The sequence below is a fragment of the Pseudomonas sp. GW531-T4 genome, from assembly GCF_017349615.1.
Taxonomy (GTDB): Bacteria; Pseudomonadota; Gammaproteobacteria; order Pseudomonadales; family Pseudomonadaceae; genus Aquipseudomonas; species Aquipseudomonas chlororaphis_I.
The window spans coordinates 170,964-187,585 of record NZ_JACMZT010000007.1; the positions used below are offsets into that span (position 1 = coordinate 170,964).

13 protein-coding genes are annotated in these 16,622 nt (G+C 49.9%); 9 read left to right on the forward strand and 4 right to left on the reverse strand.

The window, feature by feature from the left end:
• Genes yidD through rpmH form a run of 3 tightly spaced genes read right to left on the reverse strand, consistent with a single transcriptional unit; the run spans position 1 to position 791 of the window.
• Positions 1-246 carry a membrane protein insertion efficiency factor YidD gene (gene yidD / locus J4D28_RS07985; RefSeq protein ID WP_010465488.1) on the reverse strand — a complete coding sequence of 82 codons (246 nt, stop codon included), beginning with the start codon at positions 244-246 and terminating at the stop codon, positions 1-3.
• Positions 239-640, reverse strand: a complete 402-nt coding sequence (gene rnpA / locus J4D28_RS07990; RefSeq protein ID WP_016703950.1) for a ribonuclease P protein component — start codon at positions 638-640, stop codon at positions 239-241. The genes yidD and rnpA overlap by 8 nt, the downstream gene beginning before the upstream one ends.
• A gap of 16 nt (positions 641-656) precedes the next feature.
• Positions 657-791, reverse strand: coding sequence for a 50S ribosomal protein L34 (gene rpmH / locus J4D28_RS07995; protein ID WP_003213577.1), 135 nt, complete (start codon positions 789-791; stop codon positions 657-659).
• Between the two features lie 567 nt (positions 792-1,358).
• On the opposite strand from rpmH, the gene dnaA reads away from it, so the two are divergent.
• The 9 genes from dnaA to J4D28_RS08040 all read left to right on the forward strand — a co-directional run bounded on the left by dnaA (position 1,359) and on the right by J4D28_RS08040 (position 15,854).
• Complete coding sequence (gene dnaA / locus J4D28_RS08000) at positions 1,359-2,879, forward strand: chromosomal replication initiator protein DnaA (protein WP_038635696.1); 1,521 nt, start codon at positions 1,359-1,361, stop codon at positions 2,877-2,879.
• A gap of 38 nt (positions 2,880-2,917) precedes the next feature.
• The gene (gene dnaN / locus J4D28_RS08005) at positions 2,918-4,021 is read left to right on the forward strand and encodes a DNA polymerase III subunit beta (protein WP_009046209.1); all 1,104 of its coding nucleotides are present in this window, start codon (positions 2,918-2,920) and stop codon (positions 4,019-4,021) included.
• Positions 4,022-4,041: 20 nt separating this feature from the next.
• A complete protein-coding gene (recF, locus tag J4D28_RS08010; RefSeq protein ID WP_007924472.1) occupies positions 4,042-5,145 on the forward strand; it encodes a DNA replication/repair protein RecF in 1,104 nt (367 codons plus the stop codon).
• 4 nt (positions 5,146-5,149) lie between these two features.
• Positions 5,150-7,567, forward strand: coding sequence for a DNA topoisomerase (ATP-hydrolyzing) subunit B (gene gyrB / locus J4D28_RS08015; protein ID WP_007924471.1), 2,418 nt, complete (start codon positions 5,150-5,152; stop codon positions 7,565-7,567).
• A 280-nt stretch (positions 7,568-7,847) separates the two neighbouring features.
• On the forward strand, positions 7,848-8,675 hold the full coding sequence (locus J4D28_RS08020; protein ID WP_009046210.1) for an ABC transporter permease: 828 nt from the start codon (positions 7,848-7,850) through the stop codon (positions 8,673-8,675).
• Positions 8,665-9,966, forward strand: coding sequence for an ABC transporter ATP-binding protein (locus J4D28_RS08025; RefSeq protein WP_009046211.1), 1,302 nt, complete (start codon positions 8,665-8,667; stop codon positions 9,964-9,966). The genes J4D28_RS08020 and J4D28_RS08025 overlap by 11 nt, the downstream gene beginning before the upstream one ends.
• A 1-nt stretch (position 9,967) precedes the next feature.
• Positions 9,968-13,630, forward strand: a complete 3,663-nt coding sequence (locus tag J4D28_RS08030) for a glycosyltransferase (RefSeq protein WP_009046212.1) — start codon at positions 9,968-9,970, stop codon at positions 13,628-13,630.
• A gap of 20 nt (positions 13,631-13,650) precedes the next feature.
• Positions 13,651-14,757, forward strand: a complete 1,107-nt coding sequence (gene wecB, locus J4D28_RS08035; RefSeq protein ID WP_009046213.1) for a non-hydrolyzing UDP-N-acetylglucosamine 2-epimerase — start codon at positions 13,651-13,653, stop codon at positions 14,755-14,757.
• Positions 14,757-15,854 carry a glycosyl transferase gene (locus J4D28_RS08040; RefSeq protein ID WP_009046214.1) on the forward strand — a complete coding sequence of 366 codons (1,098 nt, stop codon included), beginning with the start codon at positions 14,757-14,759 and terminating at the stop codon, positions 15,852-15,854. The genes wecB and J4D28_RS08040 overlap by 1 nt, the downstream gene beginning before the upstream one ends.
• Before the next feature lie 29 nt (positions 15,855-15,883).
• Here J4D28_RS08040 and J4D28_RS08045 read toward each other — a convergent pair whose 3' ends face one another.
• A complete protein-coding gene (locus J4D28_RS08045; protein WP_009046215.1) occupies positions 15,884-16,615 on the reverse strand; it encodes a response regulator transcription factor in 732 nt (243 codons plus the stop codon).
• Between the last annotated feature and the right edge of the window lie 7 nt (positions 16,616-16,622).

Genomic DNA, 16,622 nt, shown 5'->3' on the forward strand with positions numbered 1-16,622 from the left:
TTACTCGGCCATCGAAGAAGAACGGGAGGTAGGGATAGGTGGAACCGGGTCATAACCACCGGGATTCCACGGATGACAGCGACCTAAACGACGAAAGGTCAGCCAGCCACCGCGCAGAAGGCCATGATTTTCGATGGCTTCATACGCGTAGCAGGAACAGCTGGGGTAGAAACGACAGTGACTGGCCATCAAAGGACTAATGGCATAGCGGTAAAACTGGATCGGAACGAGTGCCAGTTTACGCATTGGTACTGTCTACCCCTACAGTTTCGGTTTTGACTGCTGGTGCCGGCTTGTTACGGGCCAGACGCTTCCAGAGCTTGTCGAAATGCTGAATCAATTCGGGGTTTTCTACATCGCCCAAACCTTTGCGCGCGACGATAACGATGTCCCAGCCGACCAGAGCATCCTGGTTCAGGCGAAACGATTCGCGCATCAGACGTTTGAGGCGATTGCGCTCAACGGAGAGCTTGACGCTCTTTTTTCCGATAACCAGCCCCAGACGGGGATGATCCAGATCGTTGTTGCGCGCAAGGAGCAGGAGATTTTTCCCCGGAACCTTGCCGGTAGGGGAGTCAAAGACTGCCTTGAAATGCCGGGGGGTAAGCAGACGCTTTTCCCGACTGAAGTCCTGACTCACCTCCAGTGCCGGAGTATCAAACTGCCAGACGCGCACGACCTTTGGCGCGACGACGCGACAGGACGGCACGACCGTTCTTGGTAGCCATGCGAGCACGGAAACCGTGGGTACGAGCGCGTTTGATAGTGCTTGGTTGGAAAGTACGTTTCATTGTCGTGTTACCTGGTTCGTCCACAACGGGCCGGAATGGCCCCCGTTTTAAGAGATCGGCGATTCTAGAGAAAGCAAGCCTCTAGGTCAATTTCCAACCAGCTTTTCCTTTATCTGGGTATGTCCGCCTCTGAGGCTGAAGAACCGGGTCAGCCAGATATAAAAATAAAGAAGGGAATTATTTAAAGCTTTTCTGTAAAGCTTATAAAGGCTAGGGACGTCCCTGTCTGTGGATAACTACATTGAGCCCTTATAGGACGTGCTGTACAGAGAATGACAACACTGTCGAGAAACGGTGCTTTGCCTGTGCTGCGCTATCGGAAAAGCTGTGTGTGGAAAGGCGAGTTATCCACAAGCGGGTTATCCACCGATTTTCGCCCCCAGTTGTGCAATGCCCTTAGGTGTGGTTATCCACAGAGCTTATGCACATACCATTGGTCGTGTTTTTTCGGGATAAAGCGTTGATTCATAGTGGCCTGCGATCAACCTACATGTGGATAAGTGTGCGTCTGGTCGTTACAATGGCGGCTTGTTTTTGCCTCACCGGCTTTCAACTTAGGGGATATCCGTGTCAGTGGAACTTTGGCAGCAGTGCGTGGAGCTTCTGCGTGATGAGCTGCCTGCCCAGCAATTCAACACTTGGATCCGTCCGCTACAGGTCGAAGCCGAAGGCGACGAGTTGCGTGTATACGCACCGAATCGTTTTGTTCTCGATTGGGTCAACGAAAAGTACCTGGGCCGCGTGCTCGAGCTGCTGGATGAGCATGGCAATGGCATGGCGCCGGCGCTTTCCTTATTAATAGGCAGCAAACGCAGTTCCGCTCCTCGTGCGGCACCCAATGCTCCGCTGGCCGCTGCGGTTGCCTCTCAGGTTCAGCAGGCAGCAGCTGCCGCCCCGGTCGCTGCGCCGGCTCCGGCCGCCCCGACCAAGGCGGTAACCCAGAAAGTCGCCGAAGTCAGCGAAGAACCCTCTCGTGACAGCTTCGACCCGATGGCGGGGGCCAGCTCGCAGCAGGCTCCAGTGCGCGCCGAACAGCGCACCGTTCAGGTGGAAGGTGCGCTCAAGCACACCAGTTACCTGAACCGCACCTTCACCTTCGAAAACTTTGTGGAAGGTAAGTCCAACCAGCTGGCCCGTGCCGCGGCCTGGCAGGTAGCCGACAACCCCAAGCATGGTTACAACCCGCTCTTCCTTTATGGCGGCGTAGGTTTGGGTAAGACCCACTTGATGCACGCTGTGGGTAACCATCTATTAAAGAAGAACCCGAATGCCAAGGTCGTGTACCTGCATTCCGAGCGCTTCGTGGCTGACATGGTCAAGGCGCTGCAACTCAACGCGATCAACGAATTCAAGCGCTTCTACCGTTCGGTGGATGCATTGCTGATCGACGATATTCAGTTCTTCGCTCGCAAGGAGCGTTCCCAGGAAGAGTTTTTCCATACCTTCAACGCCCTGCTCGAAGGCGGCCAACAGGTGATTCTCACCAGTGACCGCTATCCGAAGGAGATCGAAGGCCTGGAAGAACGCCTGAAATCGCGCTTCGGCTGGGGCCTGACCGTGGCGGTAGAGCCACCGGAACTGGAAACCCGCGTCGCGATCCTGATGAAGAAAGCCGACCAGGCCAAAGTCGAACTGCCTCACGATGCGGCGTTCTTCATTGCCCAGCGAATTCGTTCCAACGTGCGTGAGCTGGAAGGGGCGCTCAAGCGTGTCATCGCTCACTCGCACTTCATGGGGCGCGACATTACCATCGAGCTGATTCGCGAATCGCTGAAGGACCTGCTGGCCCTGCAGGACAAGCTGGTCTCTGTGGATAACATTCAGCGCACTGTCGCCGAGTACTACAAGATCAAGATCTCCGATCTGCTGTCCAAGCGGCGCTCGCGTTCTGTCGCGCGTCCACGCCAGGTGGCCATGGCCTTGTCCAAGGAACTGACCAACCACAGCCTGCCGGAAATCGGCGATGTGTTCGGCGGCCGCGACCACACCACGGTCTTGCACGCATGCCGCAAGATCAATGAACTTAAGGAATCCGACGCGGACATCCGCGAGGACTACAAGAACCTGCTGCGTACTCTGACCACTTGATGACTCCAGCGCAGCTTATTAAGGCAAGGGACTAGACCATGCATTTCACCATTCAACGCGAAGCCCTGTTGAAACCCCTGCAACTGGTCGCCGGCGTCGTCGAACGTCGTCAGACCTTGCCGGTACTTTCCAACGTGCTGTTGGTTGTCGAAGGCCAGCAACTGTCGCTGACCGGTACCGACCTGGAAGTCGAGCTGGTCGGTCGCGTGCAGTTGGAAGAGCCGGCGGAGCCAGGCGAAATCACTGTCCCGGCGCGTAAGCTGATGGACATCTGCAAGAGCCTGCCGAACGACGCCCTGATCGACATCAAGGTCGACGAGCAGAAGCTGGTGGTCAAGGCTGGCCGTAGCCGCTTTACCCTGTCCACCTTGCCGGCCAACGACTTCCCGACTGTGGAAGAAGGCCCGGGCTCGCTGACCTGCCAGCTGGAGCAGAGCAAGCTGCGTCGCCTGATCGAACGCACCAGCTTCGCCATGGCCCAGCAGGACGTGCGCTACTACCTCAACGGCATGCTGCTGGAAGTCTCCGCCGGCATCATCCGTGCCGTGGCCACCGACGGTCACCGCCTGGCCATGTGCTCGATGCAGGCCGATATCGGTCAGCCGGATCGTCACCAGGTGATCGTGCCGCGCAAAGGCATCCTGGAACTGGCCCGTCTGCTCACCGAGCCGGATGGCAACGTCAGCATCGTGCTGGGCCAGCACCACATCCGCGCTACCACCGGCGAGTTCACCTTCACTTCCAAGCTGGTCGACGGCAAGTTCCCGGACTACGAGCGTGTGCTGCCGAAGGGCGGTGACAAGCTGGTACTGGGCGACCGTCAGGCGCTGCGCGAGGCCTTCAGCCGTACCGCGATCCTGTCCAACGAGAAGTACCGTGGTATCCGTCTGCAACTGGCCAACGGTCAGTTGAAAATCCAGGCGAACAACCCGGAGCAGGAAGAGGCGGAAGAAGAAGTAGGCGTGGAATACAACGGCGGTTCGCTGGAGATCGGCTTCAACGTGAGCTACCTGCTCGACGTGCTGGGCGTGATGACCACTGAACAGGTACGCCTGATCCTGTCCGATTCCAACAGCAGTGCGCTGGTGCAGGAATCCGACAACGACGACTCGGCCTACGTTGTCATGCCGATGCGCCTGTAATCATGCTCAGCAGAAGCTAGATGTCCCTCAGTCGCGTCTCGGTCACCGCGGTGCGCAATCTGCACCCGGTGACCTTCTCCCCCTCCCCCCGCATCAACCTCCTCTACGGCGCCAACGGCAGTGGCAAAACCAGCGTGCTGGAAGCCATCCACTTGCTGGGGCTTGCTCGCTCGTTTCGCAGTGCCCGTTTATTGCCGGTGATCCAGTACGAACAACTCGCGTGTACGGTGTTCGGCCAGGTCGAGCTGGCGGAAGGAGGACACAGCAGCCTGGGCATATCTCGCGATCGCCAGGGTGAATTCCAGATCCGCATCGACGGGCAGAACGCCCGCAGTGCCGCGCAGCTGGCGGAGATCCTGCCCCTGCAGTTGATCAACCCGGACAGTTTCCGCTTGCTGGAAGGCGCACCCAAAATCAGGCGCCAGTTCCTCGATTGGGGCGTGTTCCACGTGGAACCCCGCTTCATGTCAACCTGGCAGCGCTTGCAGAAGGCCCTGCGGCAGCGGAACTCATGGCTGCGGCATGGTACACTTGACGCCGCTTCGCAAGCAGCCTGGGATAGGGAACTGTGTCAGGCCAGCGCTGAAATTGATGAATACCGCCGCGCTTATATCAAAGCCTTGAAACCAGTCTTTGAGCGGACCTTGAGCGAGCTGGTAGAGCTCGAGGGCTTAACGCTTAGCTATTACCGTGGTTGGGATAAAGAGCGAGAGCTCAGTGCAGTGCTCGCGACATCCCTCCATCGTGATCAGCAAATGGGTCATACCCAGGCCGGCCCCCAACGTGCTGATTTGCGTCTCAGATTGGGCGCACACAACGCTGCGGACATCTTGTCCCGCGGTCAGCAGAAGTTGGTGGTCTGTGCCTTGCGGATCGCCCAGGGGCACCTGGTCAGCCAGGCCCGGCGCGGTCAGTGTATTTATCTGGTGGATGACTTGCCGTCCGAGCTGGACGAGCAGCATCGCCGCGCACTTTGTCGCTTGTTGGAAGACTTACGCTGCCAGGTGTTCATCACCTGTGTAGACCACGAATTATTGAGGGAAGGCTGGCAGACGGAAACGCCAGTTGCCCTGTTCCACGTGGAACAGGGCCGTATCACCCAGACCCACGACCATCGGGAGTGAAGGCATGAGCGAAGAAAACACGTACGACTCGAGCAGCATTAAAGTGCTGAAAGGTTTGGATGCCGTACGCAAACGTCCCGGTATGTACATTGGTGACACCGACGATGGCAGCGGTCTGCACCATATGGTGTTCGAGGTGGTCGATAACTCGATCGACGAAGCTCTGGCCGGCCATTGCGACGACATCAGCATCATCATCCACCCGGACGAATCCATTACCGTGCGTGACAACGGTCGCGGCATCCCGGTAGACGTGCATAAAGAAGAAGGCGTTTCCGCGGCCGAGGTCATCATGACCGTACTGCACGCCGGCGGTAAGTTCGACGATAACTCCTACAAAGTATCCGGCGGTCTGCACGGTGTGGGTGTGTCGGTAGTGAACGCCCTGTCCGAAGAACTGGTCCTGACCGTTCGCCGCAGCGGCAAGATCTGGGAACAGACCTACGTTCACGGTGTGCCTCAGGCGCCTATGGCGATCGTCGGTGACAGCGAAACCACCGGTACCCAGATTCACTTCAAGGCTTCCAGCGAGACCTTCAAGAACATCCATTTCAGCTGGGACATCCTGGCCAAGCGGATTCGTGAACTGTCCTTCCTCAACTCCGGTGTCGGTATCGTTCTGAAGGACGAACGCAGCGGCAAGGAAGAACTGTTCAAGTACGAAGGCGGCCTGCGTGCGTTCGTTGAATACCTGAACACCAACAAGACCGCGGTCAACCAGGTGTTCCACTTCAATGTGCAGCGTGAAGATGGCATCGGCGTGGAAATCGCCCTGCAGTGGAACGACAGCTTCAACGAAAACCTGCAGTGCTTCACCAACAACATTCCGCAGCGCGATGGCGGCACCCACTTGGTGGGCTTCCGTTCGGCACTGACGCGTAACCTGAACAACTACATCGAACAGGAAGGTCTGGCGAAGAAGCACAAGGTCGCCACCACCGGTGACGATGCCCGCGAAGGCCTGACCGCGATCATTTCGGTCAAGGTGCCGGATCCGAAGTTCAGCTCCCAGACCAAAGACAAGCTGGTGTCTTCCGAAGTGAAGACCGCGGTTGAACAGGAAATGGGCAAGTACTTCTCTGACTTCCTGCTGGAAAACCCGAACGAAGCCAAGCTGGTGGTCGGCAAGATGCTCGACGCCGCCCGTGCCCGTGAAGCGGCGCGTAAGGCTCGTGAGATGACCCGCCGTAAAGGCGCGCTGGATATCGCCGGCCTGCCGGGCAAACTGGCGGACTGCCAGGAAAAAGACCCTGCCCTTTCCGAACTCTACCTGGTGGAAGGTGACTCTGCTGGCGGCTCCGCCAAGCAGGGACGCAACCGTAAGACCCAGGCGATTCTGCCGCTCAAGGGCAAGATCCTTAACGTCGAGAAAGCGCGCTTCGACAAGATGATTTCCTCGCAAGAGGTCGGCACCTTGATCACTGCACTCGGTTGCGGCATCGGCCGCGAAGAGTACAACATCGACAAGCTGCGTTATCACAACATCATCATCATGACCGACGCTGACGTCGACGGTTCGCACATCCGTACCCTGCTGCTGACCTTCTTCTTCCGTCAGCTGCCGGAGCTGATCGAGCGTGGCTACATCTACATCGCTCAACCGCCGCTGTACAAGGTCAAGAAAGGCAAGCAAGAGCAATACATCAAAGACGACGACGCCATGGAAGAGTACATGACGCAGTCGGCCCTGGAAGATGCGAGCCTGCACCTGAACGAAGAAGCACCGGGTATTTCCGGCGAGGCGCTGGAGCGCCTGGTGAACGACTTCCGCATGGTCATGAAAACCCTCAAGCGTCTGTCGCGCCTGTACCCTCAGGAACTGACCGAGCACTTCATCTACCTGCCGGCCGTGAGCCTGGAGCAACTCTCCGATCACGCGGCCATGCAGGATTGGCTGGCCCAATATGAAGTCCGCCTGCGCACCGTCGAGAAGTCCGGCCTGGTCTACAAGGCCAGCCTGCGTGAAGACCGTGAACGTAATGTCTGGCTGCCAGAGGTCGAACTGATCTCCCACGGCCTGTCGAACTACGTCACCTTCAACCGCGACTTCTTCGGTAGCAATGACTACAAGACCGTCGTTACCCTCGGCGCTCAACTGAGCTCCCTGCTGGACGAAGGCGCTTATATTCAGCGTGGCGAACGCAAGAAGGCGGTGACCGAGTTCAAGGAAGCCCTGGACTGGCTGATGACCGAAAGCACCAAGCGCCACACCATCCAGCGATACAAAGGTCTGGGCGAGATGAACCCGGATCAGCTGTGGGAAACCACCATGGACCCAAGCGTGCGCCGTATGCTCAAGGTCACGATTGAAGATGCCATCGGCGCCGACCAGATCTTCAACACCCTGATGGGGGATGCGGTCGAGCCTCGTCGCGACTTCATCGAAAGCAACGCCCTGGCGGTATCCAATCTGGACTTCTGACGGGCTGAACTTCTGGGGTAGGTACTGAGTCGAAATAGGTGTTTTGTGATTTGCGCTTGAAAAATGGAGGTCAACAGGGCTCTGTTGACCTCTTTTTTGATTGAAATCATATAGATAAGCTTGGTTTAAAATTATAGGCCTCGGAGAGTTTGAACGAGCGTACGTCGGTCTACTTTTGATAGCCCTTTAAAATAAGTTTTTAAGTTATGTATTATTCAGTGCCCTAACAGAAACTACTGGCGATCACGTTGAGCCAGAATATGCAAAGGAAGTGTCTAGATTGAATCCTCATGCTGCCCGCTCTATCTCACCTTCAACCTTGATTCGCTCCATAAGGAGCAATCGAAGCCTAATTTTTAATTTGATCCGTCGTGAGGTTTCCGGGCGCTATCGTGGATCTGCGATGGGGCTATTGTGGTCATTTTTCAATCCGGTACTTATGCTGGCTGTTTATACATTTGTATTCAGTGTTGTATTCAAAGCAAGATGGGTTGGGGGAACTGGATCAAAAACAGAGTTTGCTCTGGTTCTTTTTTCTGGACTCATGGTTTTTAATCTATTTAGTGAGTGCATAAATAGAGCACCTACACTGATTGTTGGAAATGTAAATTACGTCAAGAAAGTAATTTTTCCTTTAGAAATATTAACATGTGTAGCCTTAGGATCTGCAGCCTTTCACTTACTAATCAGCCTATTGGTGTGGTTGATTTTTTATGTATTGTTTTTTGGAATGCCTCACGCGACTATTTTATTGTTACCATTTGTTCTGCTTCCATTGGTTTTGTTGACTCTAGGCCTTTCCTGGCTACTTGCATCGCTTGGTGTTTACTTAAGAGATGTGTCGCAGGTTGTGGGGATTATTACAACGGTTTTAATGTTTCTATCACCGATTTTTTACCCAGTAGTTTCTTTGCCTGAAAGTTATCGTCCATTCATGTTGATTAGCCCATTGACGTTTGTAATTGAACAGGCCCGTGACGTAATGATTTGGGGGAGACCAATAGATTTGCAAGGTTGGGTAGTCCATACATCTCTATCGGGGCTAGTTGCGTGTCTTGGATTTGCATGGTTTCAAAAAACACGTAAAGGATTCGCTGATGTCCTCTGAAATTGCCATCTCTATCAATAACATTTCTAAGCGGTTTGAAATGTATGCGCAGCCTAGAGATAGGCTGCTTCAATTTCTGACGCTTGGCAAACGCCAATACTTTACGGGGTTTTGGGCTCTACGAAACATCTCATTCTCCGTATATAAAGGAGAAACAATTGGGATACTTGGGCGGAACGGTAGTGGAAAAAGTACGCTGCTACAAATAATTTCTGGAACGTTATCTCCTACTGAGGGAGAAATTCGTACAAATGGAGTTCTAGCTGCGTTGTTAGAGTTGGGCTCAGGGTTTAATCCTGAGTTTTCCGGAAGAGAAAATGTATACCTTAACGGATCTATCCTTGGTTTTAGCAAGGAAGAGATGGATGAGAAATTTGACAGCATCGTTAGTTTTGCTGACATTGGTGAGCATTTAGAACAGCCAGTAAAAACATATTCAAGTGGTATGGTTGTTAGATTGGCTTTTGCCGTACAGGCGTGTGTTGATCCTCAAATTCTGATTGTAGATGAAGCCCTATCTGTTGGTGATGAAAAGTTTCAACGGAAGTGCTTTGATTATATTGAACGACTTCGTGAAAATGGCTGCTCGATATTATTGGTGACCCATTCTACAGCTACCGTTGAAAAGTTTTGCCAACGAGGAATTCTACTTCATGGTGGTGAAGTACATGGTATAGGCCCAGCTAAGGAAATAGTTGATCAATATCATGCTCTACTTTATTCCGACGAGAAGGCCTACCTCAGATATCTTAACCAAGAGAAAGCAAACTCGCTTGAGGTAGAGTCTGAAAATCAGACTAAAGAGCTAATAAGTAGTCCTGTCAGCCTAGAGGAAGGCGAAGCTGAAAATAATGGACTACGAGCAATTATAAAAAACTGGGAAGTTCGTGATAAAGATGGTGAGTCTACAGAGTCGTTCAGGACTGGGGACCGTGCCTCAATCAGCTTTAATGTTGATGTATTAAATTCAATTGATGAAATCCAAGCTGGAATACTTATTCGTACAGTTGAAGGGGTCAGTGCGTTTGGTACCAGTACGCTCTATCATAAGAAAAATCAGTTAAACGTAAAAAGCGGGGACAAAATAAACTTCGACTTTGATCTGAAAGTTGACCTGTGTCCTGGAACCTATTTTGTTACAATTGCAATTGCCGAGTCAGTTTCTCATGGAGATATGATTTATCTTGATAGAAAGACTGATGTTATTATTTTAAAAGTTAGTCAGGTTCGACCAACGGGCAGTGGTATTTCTGCTTTAGATGCTTGTGTGTCTGTTAAAGTGGTGAGATAGAATGAAAAGAATTCTCATTTCTAGTGAGTCCTTCACGATTGGTGGTTTAGAAACCCATATAAGAAGTGAGAGTGCCTCTCTAATTAATTTTGGCTGCGAGATTCACCTAGCTGTAGGGGAACTTTTCGATGATCTGTTGCTGCCTCCGAATATAGCTTCGGTAACTAAAGGTCTAGAGTTTGGAGTGCATATTACTTCAGAGCAACTTATTAGCTCTGTAGAGAGACTCAGAGAAATAATTAGAGAAAAAAATATTGATTTCTTGCATGCACATCCATTTACTTCTTTGATACCAAGCTTTATCGCTGCAGAACTCGAGGGTATTCCATTTGGGCTAACACTGCATGGTCCTGCGTCCTTTGCCTCGTACTATGGTCCTGTTTATGACCTTTTATTAAAGTCAATAATTCTTCCTCGTGCTGATTTGATCGTAGCGGTTTCAAAAGAGGTCGAGAAGATTGCTGCGCCTTATGTTACTGAGAGACGCGTCAGTATTATTCCAAATGGTGTGAGCTTTCCTAAAGATACGATAGAGATACACAGCGATAACATTGATCCTCGCTGGATACTAGTCAGCCGCCTTGATGCAATGAAGTCAGTAGGAGTTGCTGATTTTTTATATAAAGCAAAAGAAGCTGGAATTCCAGGAGTGGTATTAGTAGGCGATGGTCCAGCTAAGAAAGATCTTGTAGAAAAAATAAGCCAAAATGGATTAGTTGAGTTTGTTGAGTTTTATGGCGTCAGTGATGATGTGCACAATTTAATGCAGAAATTCACTGGGGTTGCCGGGATGGGGAGGGTCGTTCTTGAAGGTATTTCTGCGAAGAGGCCGGTTGCTCTCGTTGGGTATGATGGTGTCAAAGGTATCCTTGATCAGTTGATATTTGACTTGGCTGCGGAGACAAATTTTTCTGGTAGAGGCCTCAAGACTATCGATTCAGAGTCTTTTCGTAAGCAGCTAGGATGTGTCAGTAATTCTGAAGAATCCCAAATATATAAGCTGGCAATGGAGTCTTTCGAAGAGACAATGCTTTGGGAGAAGTTTTTAAAAGGGGTACATAAGATTGATAAAGATAAAGTCACGTTGCTCGCTGATTTTTATCAATTGATCCTTAAAAATAATTTTAGCGAATCGACGCCGATTTTTCAGTCAGTAGAGACTTTCGATCGGTTGGGCGATTTAGTTTTTAGTCCGCGTCATTATGATCAGCGGCTTGCGATGGGGTTTTCTCATTTTAAGCAGAGACTGCAAGATACTAAGTTGAACGGTATGGTCGCTGAGTTAACTGAGGAAACAAAAAAAATAAATCACCTACTGATGGAGAGTGATTTAAAAGAGTCTGAATTTTTAGGGCGCTTTGTCGAACAAGAAAATAAGCTAGCCAAACTCGGAATACTTGAAAGAGAGCAAGGGTGCGAGATTGCTGAGCTTAAAATACTTGAAGCCGAACAAGGCAAGAAAATTATTGAGCTTGAGCGGTTGGAGTCTGAACTAGAAAAAAAGATAACGACGCTAACTGAAAAAATCAAAGAAACCGATATAAAACTTCATGAAGCAGCGCTCTATCGTGAAGATAAGGAAATTTACATAGCGAGCCTAATAATGAAACTGCAAGAGCAAGATCAGGGTATTTATGGTTTTATGGCAAGAGTAATTGTTAGGCTAAAGAGAACTCCTATATATTTTTCTAAATCTATAGCATTGATTCGATCGGCAGGCTTGTTAGGTTTTATCAAGGCGCTAGATTCAAAAGTTAAGCGACGTAATCTAGGTATAACTACAAATTATATTCAGCCGTCTGTTGTTGATAATTCCTCGGATTCATCCGTTGAGGCACAGAATATTAGTTTGCCTCTGCTGAATGGCGAGTTGGTAATAATTACAGGTGTTCCCTTTGATGATGTCGGTGGTGGACAACGTGCAGCTCAATTAGCGCGTTGTGCTCTTAAAGCAGGACGACAAGTTTATTATATCTATATATATAAGAAGTTTGATTTTGAAACCAATCAATATGTGGATTCGGACGTAAAAATTCATGGCCTGTATCACAGGCATATTGATGCCACCTCGCCTCTAGAAATTTTGAGAAGCATATCTAGTCAAGCTACATTACTTGTAGAGTTGCCACATTCGGCTGCCATGCCATATCTTGATCTTTTTAATTCCCGAGGCATAAGAAGTGTTTTTGAGTTGATTGATGACTGGGAAACAAGTCTTGGTGGAGACTGGTTTGACCTAAGCGTATATCATCAGTTTGTAGCAAACGCCAAATGTGTAGTCGGAACCGCAAAATTATTGCAGAAGCGACTGCAAGACTTGGGTCGTTCCGACGCTCTCTACCTACCTAACGCAGCTAACGAATATATTTTCGATAAATATAAAAGTTACTCTCGACCAATTGATCTACCTACAGGTTATAGGCTTTCTGCTCTATATTTTGGCTCTCTCTATGGTGAGTGGTTCGCTTGGGATTATATCCAAGAGGCGGCCTTGCGTAATCCTGATATAGCTTTTTTGCTAATTGGTGATAGACCTACAGGTAAAGTTTTACCTAATAACGTGTACCTGCTGGGGCCTAAACTAATTGACGAACTCCCAGGTTACTTGGCTCACACTGATTTTGGTTTATTACCATTTTCGCCAGGAAAAATTTCTGACGCGGTGTCACCAATTAAAATTTTCGAGTACTTATTCGCTGGGCGTCCAGTTGTTTCTACTGCGTTACCTGAAGTACTAGGATACCCAGGGGTTCTTGTGGCTGAGTCTCCTGAAGACTTTGCATACCTGTGTAATCAGACGAAGGTTGACGACTCAAAGTCTCTTGAGAATGATCGTTTTATATCTAATAACTCATGGTTCTCTCGACTGGATTCAATTATTGGAATTCAAGGTCTAACAGAGTTCTCTGGTCAAGTTAGTGTAATTGTTTTGATTCATAATAACAGAGGGATTATCGGGCGTTTTCTTGAGTCTTTACTGCTTCATTGCAGCGCATATATCAAAGAAGTTATTGTTGTGGATAATGCAAGTGCTGATGGTGGTGCGGAATATGTTGAAGAGAGCTTTCCATCTGTTCAGGTCATAAGAAATCCAATGAACGGCTGCGCGTCAGGGCGGAATTTGGGCGTTAGCTCCGCCACTGGCAAATATCTTGCGTTCTTTGATTCGGATCAATGGATCACTTCTTCTAGCTGTTTCGAAGAGGCTTTATCGATTCTTAAAAGAGATGCAAATGTTGGCGCTGTAGGATGGGCCGCTGGCTGGTTTGATTCATCACGCTCAGATCTGGGTGGTATGATTACTGATTATTGCCCAAATCGTGCTATGAATGATTTTGCTATTCGTATTGGTTACAGACCTGATATTGGATATCTAGGCACCGGTGGATTCTTCATGCCAAAAGTTGTTTTTAATGCAACTGATGGATTCGATGTTGCTTATGACCCTACTTGTTTTGAAGATACAGATATTTCCTTTCAGATCAAAAAGCTCGGTTTTGATGTCTGCTACCGTGATTTAACCGGTATCCGTCATCAGCCCCATCAGACAACAGGTGCACATTCAAACTCTGAGTATTACACAAAGTTGTTCAATCGTAATTCTGACTACTTTAAGAAAAAATGGATTAATCACCCAGAATTCTTTCAGAACTATCCTGGTTAAAATAGTTAAAAGAGGTTGTTATGAGCCAGAAAAAGAAAATACTTTGCGTTGTCGGGACTCGTCCAGAAGCCATAAAAATGGCCCCCGTAATTTTAGCCTTAAAAAAAGAACCTTGGGCGGATGTACGAGTTCTTGCTACAGCTCAACATCGTCATATGTTGGACCAGGTGCTGGACTTTTTTAGCATTGAGCCTGATATCGATTTAGATATTATGCGCCCAAACCAAGCGTTAACAACGTTAACTGCACGTTTGCTGTTGGACCTGGATGATGTTCTGTTAGCAGAAAAACCAGACGCGGTGTTAGTTCAAGGCGACACTACAACCGTTATGACAGTTGCCTTGGCATGTTTTTATCACCGTATTTTGATAGGACATGTTGAGGCAGGATTACGTACAGGCGATATGCAGAATCCCTTTCCAGAGGAAGCAAATAGGGTTATTGCTAGCAAGCTAGCAAAATGGCACTTTGCCCCGACTGAAGGCTCTCGCCAGAACTTGCTCCGTGAAGGTATTTCTGCTGACGATGTCATAATGACAGGGAATACAGTAATTGATGCTCTTTTGATGACAGCCTCAAAGGAGCTTGATCTTGGTGTTCAGTTGGATCCTGAAAAACGACTGGTGCTAGTAACTTCGCATCGACGGGAAAACTTTGGAGAGCCATTCAAAAATATATGCCGTGCACTGCATACGTTGGCCATAAACAACCCTGATGTTCAGTTTTTATACCCAGTGCATCCTAACCCAAATGTTAAGGATGTTGCTTATAGCGTGCTGGGTGATGTGTCGAACTTTATTCTTTGCGAACCTTTGGACTATGCTCCTTTCGTTGCAGCGATGAAACGTGCATATTTGATTTTAACGGATTCTGGTGGAGTACAAGAAGAAGCCCCGGCTTTGGGTAAACCAGTGCTTGTTCTTCGTGAGGAAACTGAGCGTCCTGAAGCTGTAGAGGAGGACGTTGTTAAACTTGTCGGTTCAAACTACGAGTATATTGTAAGCGAAACACAGCGTTTGCTTGACGATAGCGAGGCTTATTCCGCTATGGCTCGTGGTGTTTCTCCATATGGAGATGGACTTGCGTCGGCCCGGATCGTAAAGACACTAAGCGATCATTTTTGCTAATGCGTTTAATCTACCTAGCTCCAGTTCCTTGGACGAGTTTTGCTCAAAGACCCCATAAGTTTGTGGACTGGTTCCATAAACGAATGGGGGGAGAGGTCCTTTGGGTTGATCCATATCCAACACGCTTTCCTTTGCTTAGTGATTTTTCTCGCTTAAAGCCAAGTAAATTTGAGCCACTGGTTTCGAATCCATCTTGGATTAAGATATTAAAACCTCGAGCATTGCCTATAGAGCCACTCCCAGCCTCTGGCTGGTTGAACCATTTTGTTTGGAAGAAAACTTTAAGAGAGTTGATGGAGTTTTCTAAAGAAAATAAAACTATTCTTGTTGTTGGAAAACCTTCTGTTTTTTCCCTTAGGGTAATAAATAGTCTAAGTTTGCATCAGACTGTATATGATGCCATGGATGACTTCCCAGCTTTTTATAGGGGGGTATCGCGAATTGCCATGACCTGTCGTGAAAAGGCTCTTGTTAAGCGTGTTTCCTCTGTGCTGACCTCAAGCTCTCTCCTCAAGTCTCGCTGGAGTGGGCTTCGACCGGATGTAAAACTTGTTCATAACGGACTCGATTTATCCCTAGCCCCTTTTTTTAGAGGTCGGCGACAAGATGTACACCCTAAAGTATTTGGATATGTAGGCACCATCGCCAGCTGGTTTGATTGGGACTGGCTGGTGGCTCTTGCTCGAGCTTTTCCAGAGAGTTCCATTCGTCTGATCGGGCCTGTTTTCCAACCTGCTCCAATGGCGTTACCTGGGAATATCGAGTTTCGCCCTCCTTGCGATCATGTATCTGCCTTGCGTGAAATGGCGGATTTTGATGTGGGTTTAATACCATTTAAAGTTAATAAATTAACGGATTCAGTTGACCCTATTAAGTACTATGAGTACAGAGCGTTAGGGTTGCCAGTACTATCAACAAATTTCGGGGAAATGAGTTTTCGTGCTGGTGATGAGGGGGTTTTTTTAAGTAAAAATCCGGAGGGTTTAAGCCTTCTAGCCTCTCAGGCACTTCAATTTAAGCAGGACTCTGTATCGACGGAAAGTTTTGCATTAAATAACTCTTGGGATTCCCGATTTGACGAGGCCTCTCTGGTTTAGCGTTTTTAATATCGCTTATTTTTAATAATTCAGACGCTTTCTTGGGGCACATCTAGTACTACGCTTTCCAGGCGATAGCCATAACCATAGATGGTCAGCAGCTGCCAGCCACGATCCGCGGTCAGCCCCAGCTTGTTGCGCAGGCGGTAGATGTGGGTGTCCAGGGGGCGGGAGGAGACGATTTCCTCATGGGTCCAGAAACGCTCATAAAGGTATTCCCGGGATAGCGGCCGACCCAGGTTGGCGAACAGGCAGCGGGCCAGGCGGTATTCGCGTTCGGTGAGGCTGATCGGGTTGCCGGCGCGGGTCACGGTCAGCTCGGCGTCGTCGAAGGCCAGGTCGTTGAAGGTCTGTACCTCGACGGCCGCCGAGCGCTGCAAGCCGTGGCGACGCAGAACGGCGGTCACCCGTGCCTTGAGTTCGTTGGGGCGGAAAGGTTTGCTCACATAGTCGTCTGCACCGGTGTTCAGGGCCTGGACGATATCGCTCTCGGCATCGCGGCTGGTGAGCATGATGGCCGCCGGTGGCGCCTCCATGTGCTCGCGGGTCCAGCGCAGCAACGAGAGTCCGCTGAGGTCCGGCAGCTGCCAGTCGAGAATCAGCAGGTCGAAGGTTTCGCGCCGCAGCTGCCGCAGCAGGTCCTCGCCACGCTCGAAGCTGTGCAGCGTCCATGGCTGTTCCCCGGGGCCGGGGATCTGTCGCAGTGTCTGTTCCACCCGCGCCAGTTCGGCGGGCTCGTCATCCAGTATTGCGACACGCATGCGGGGC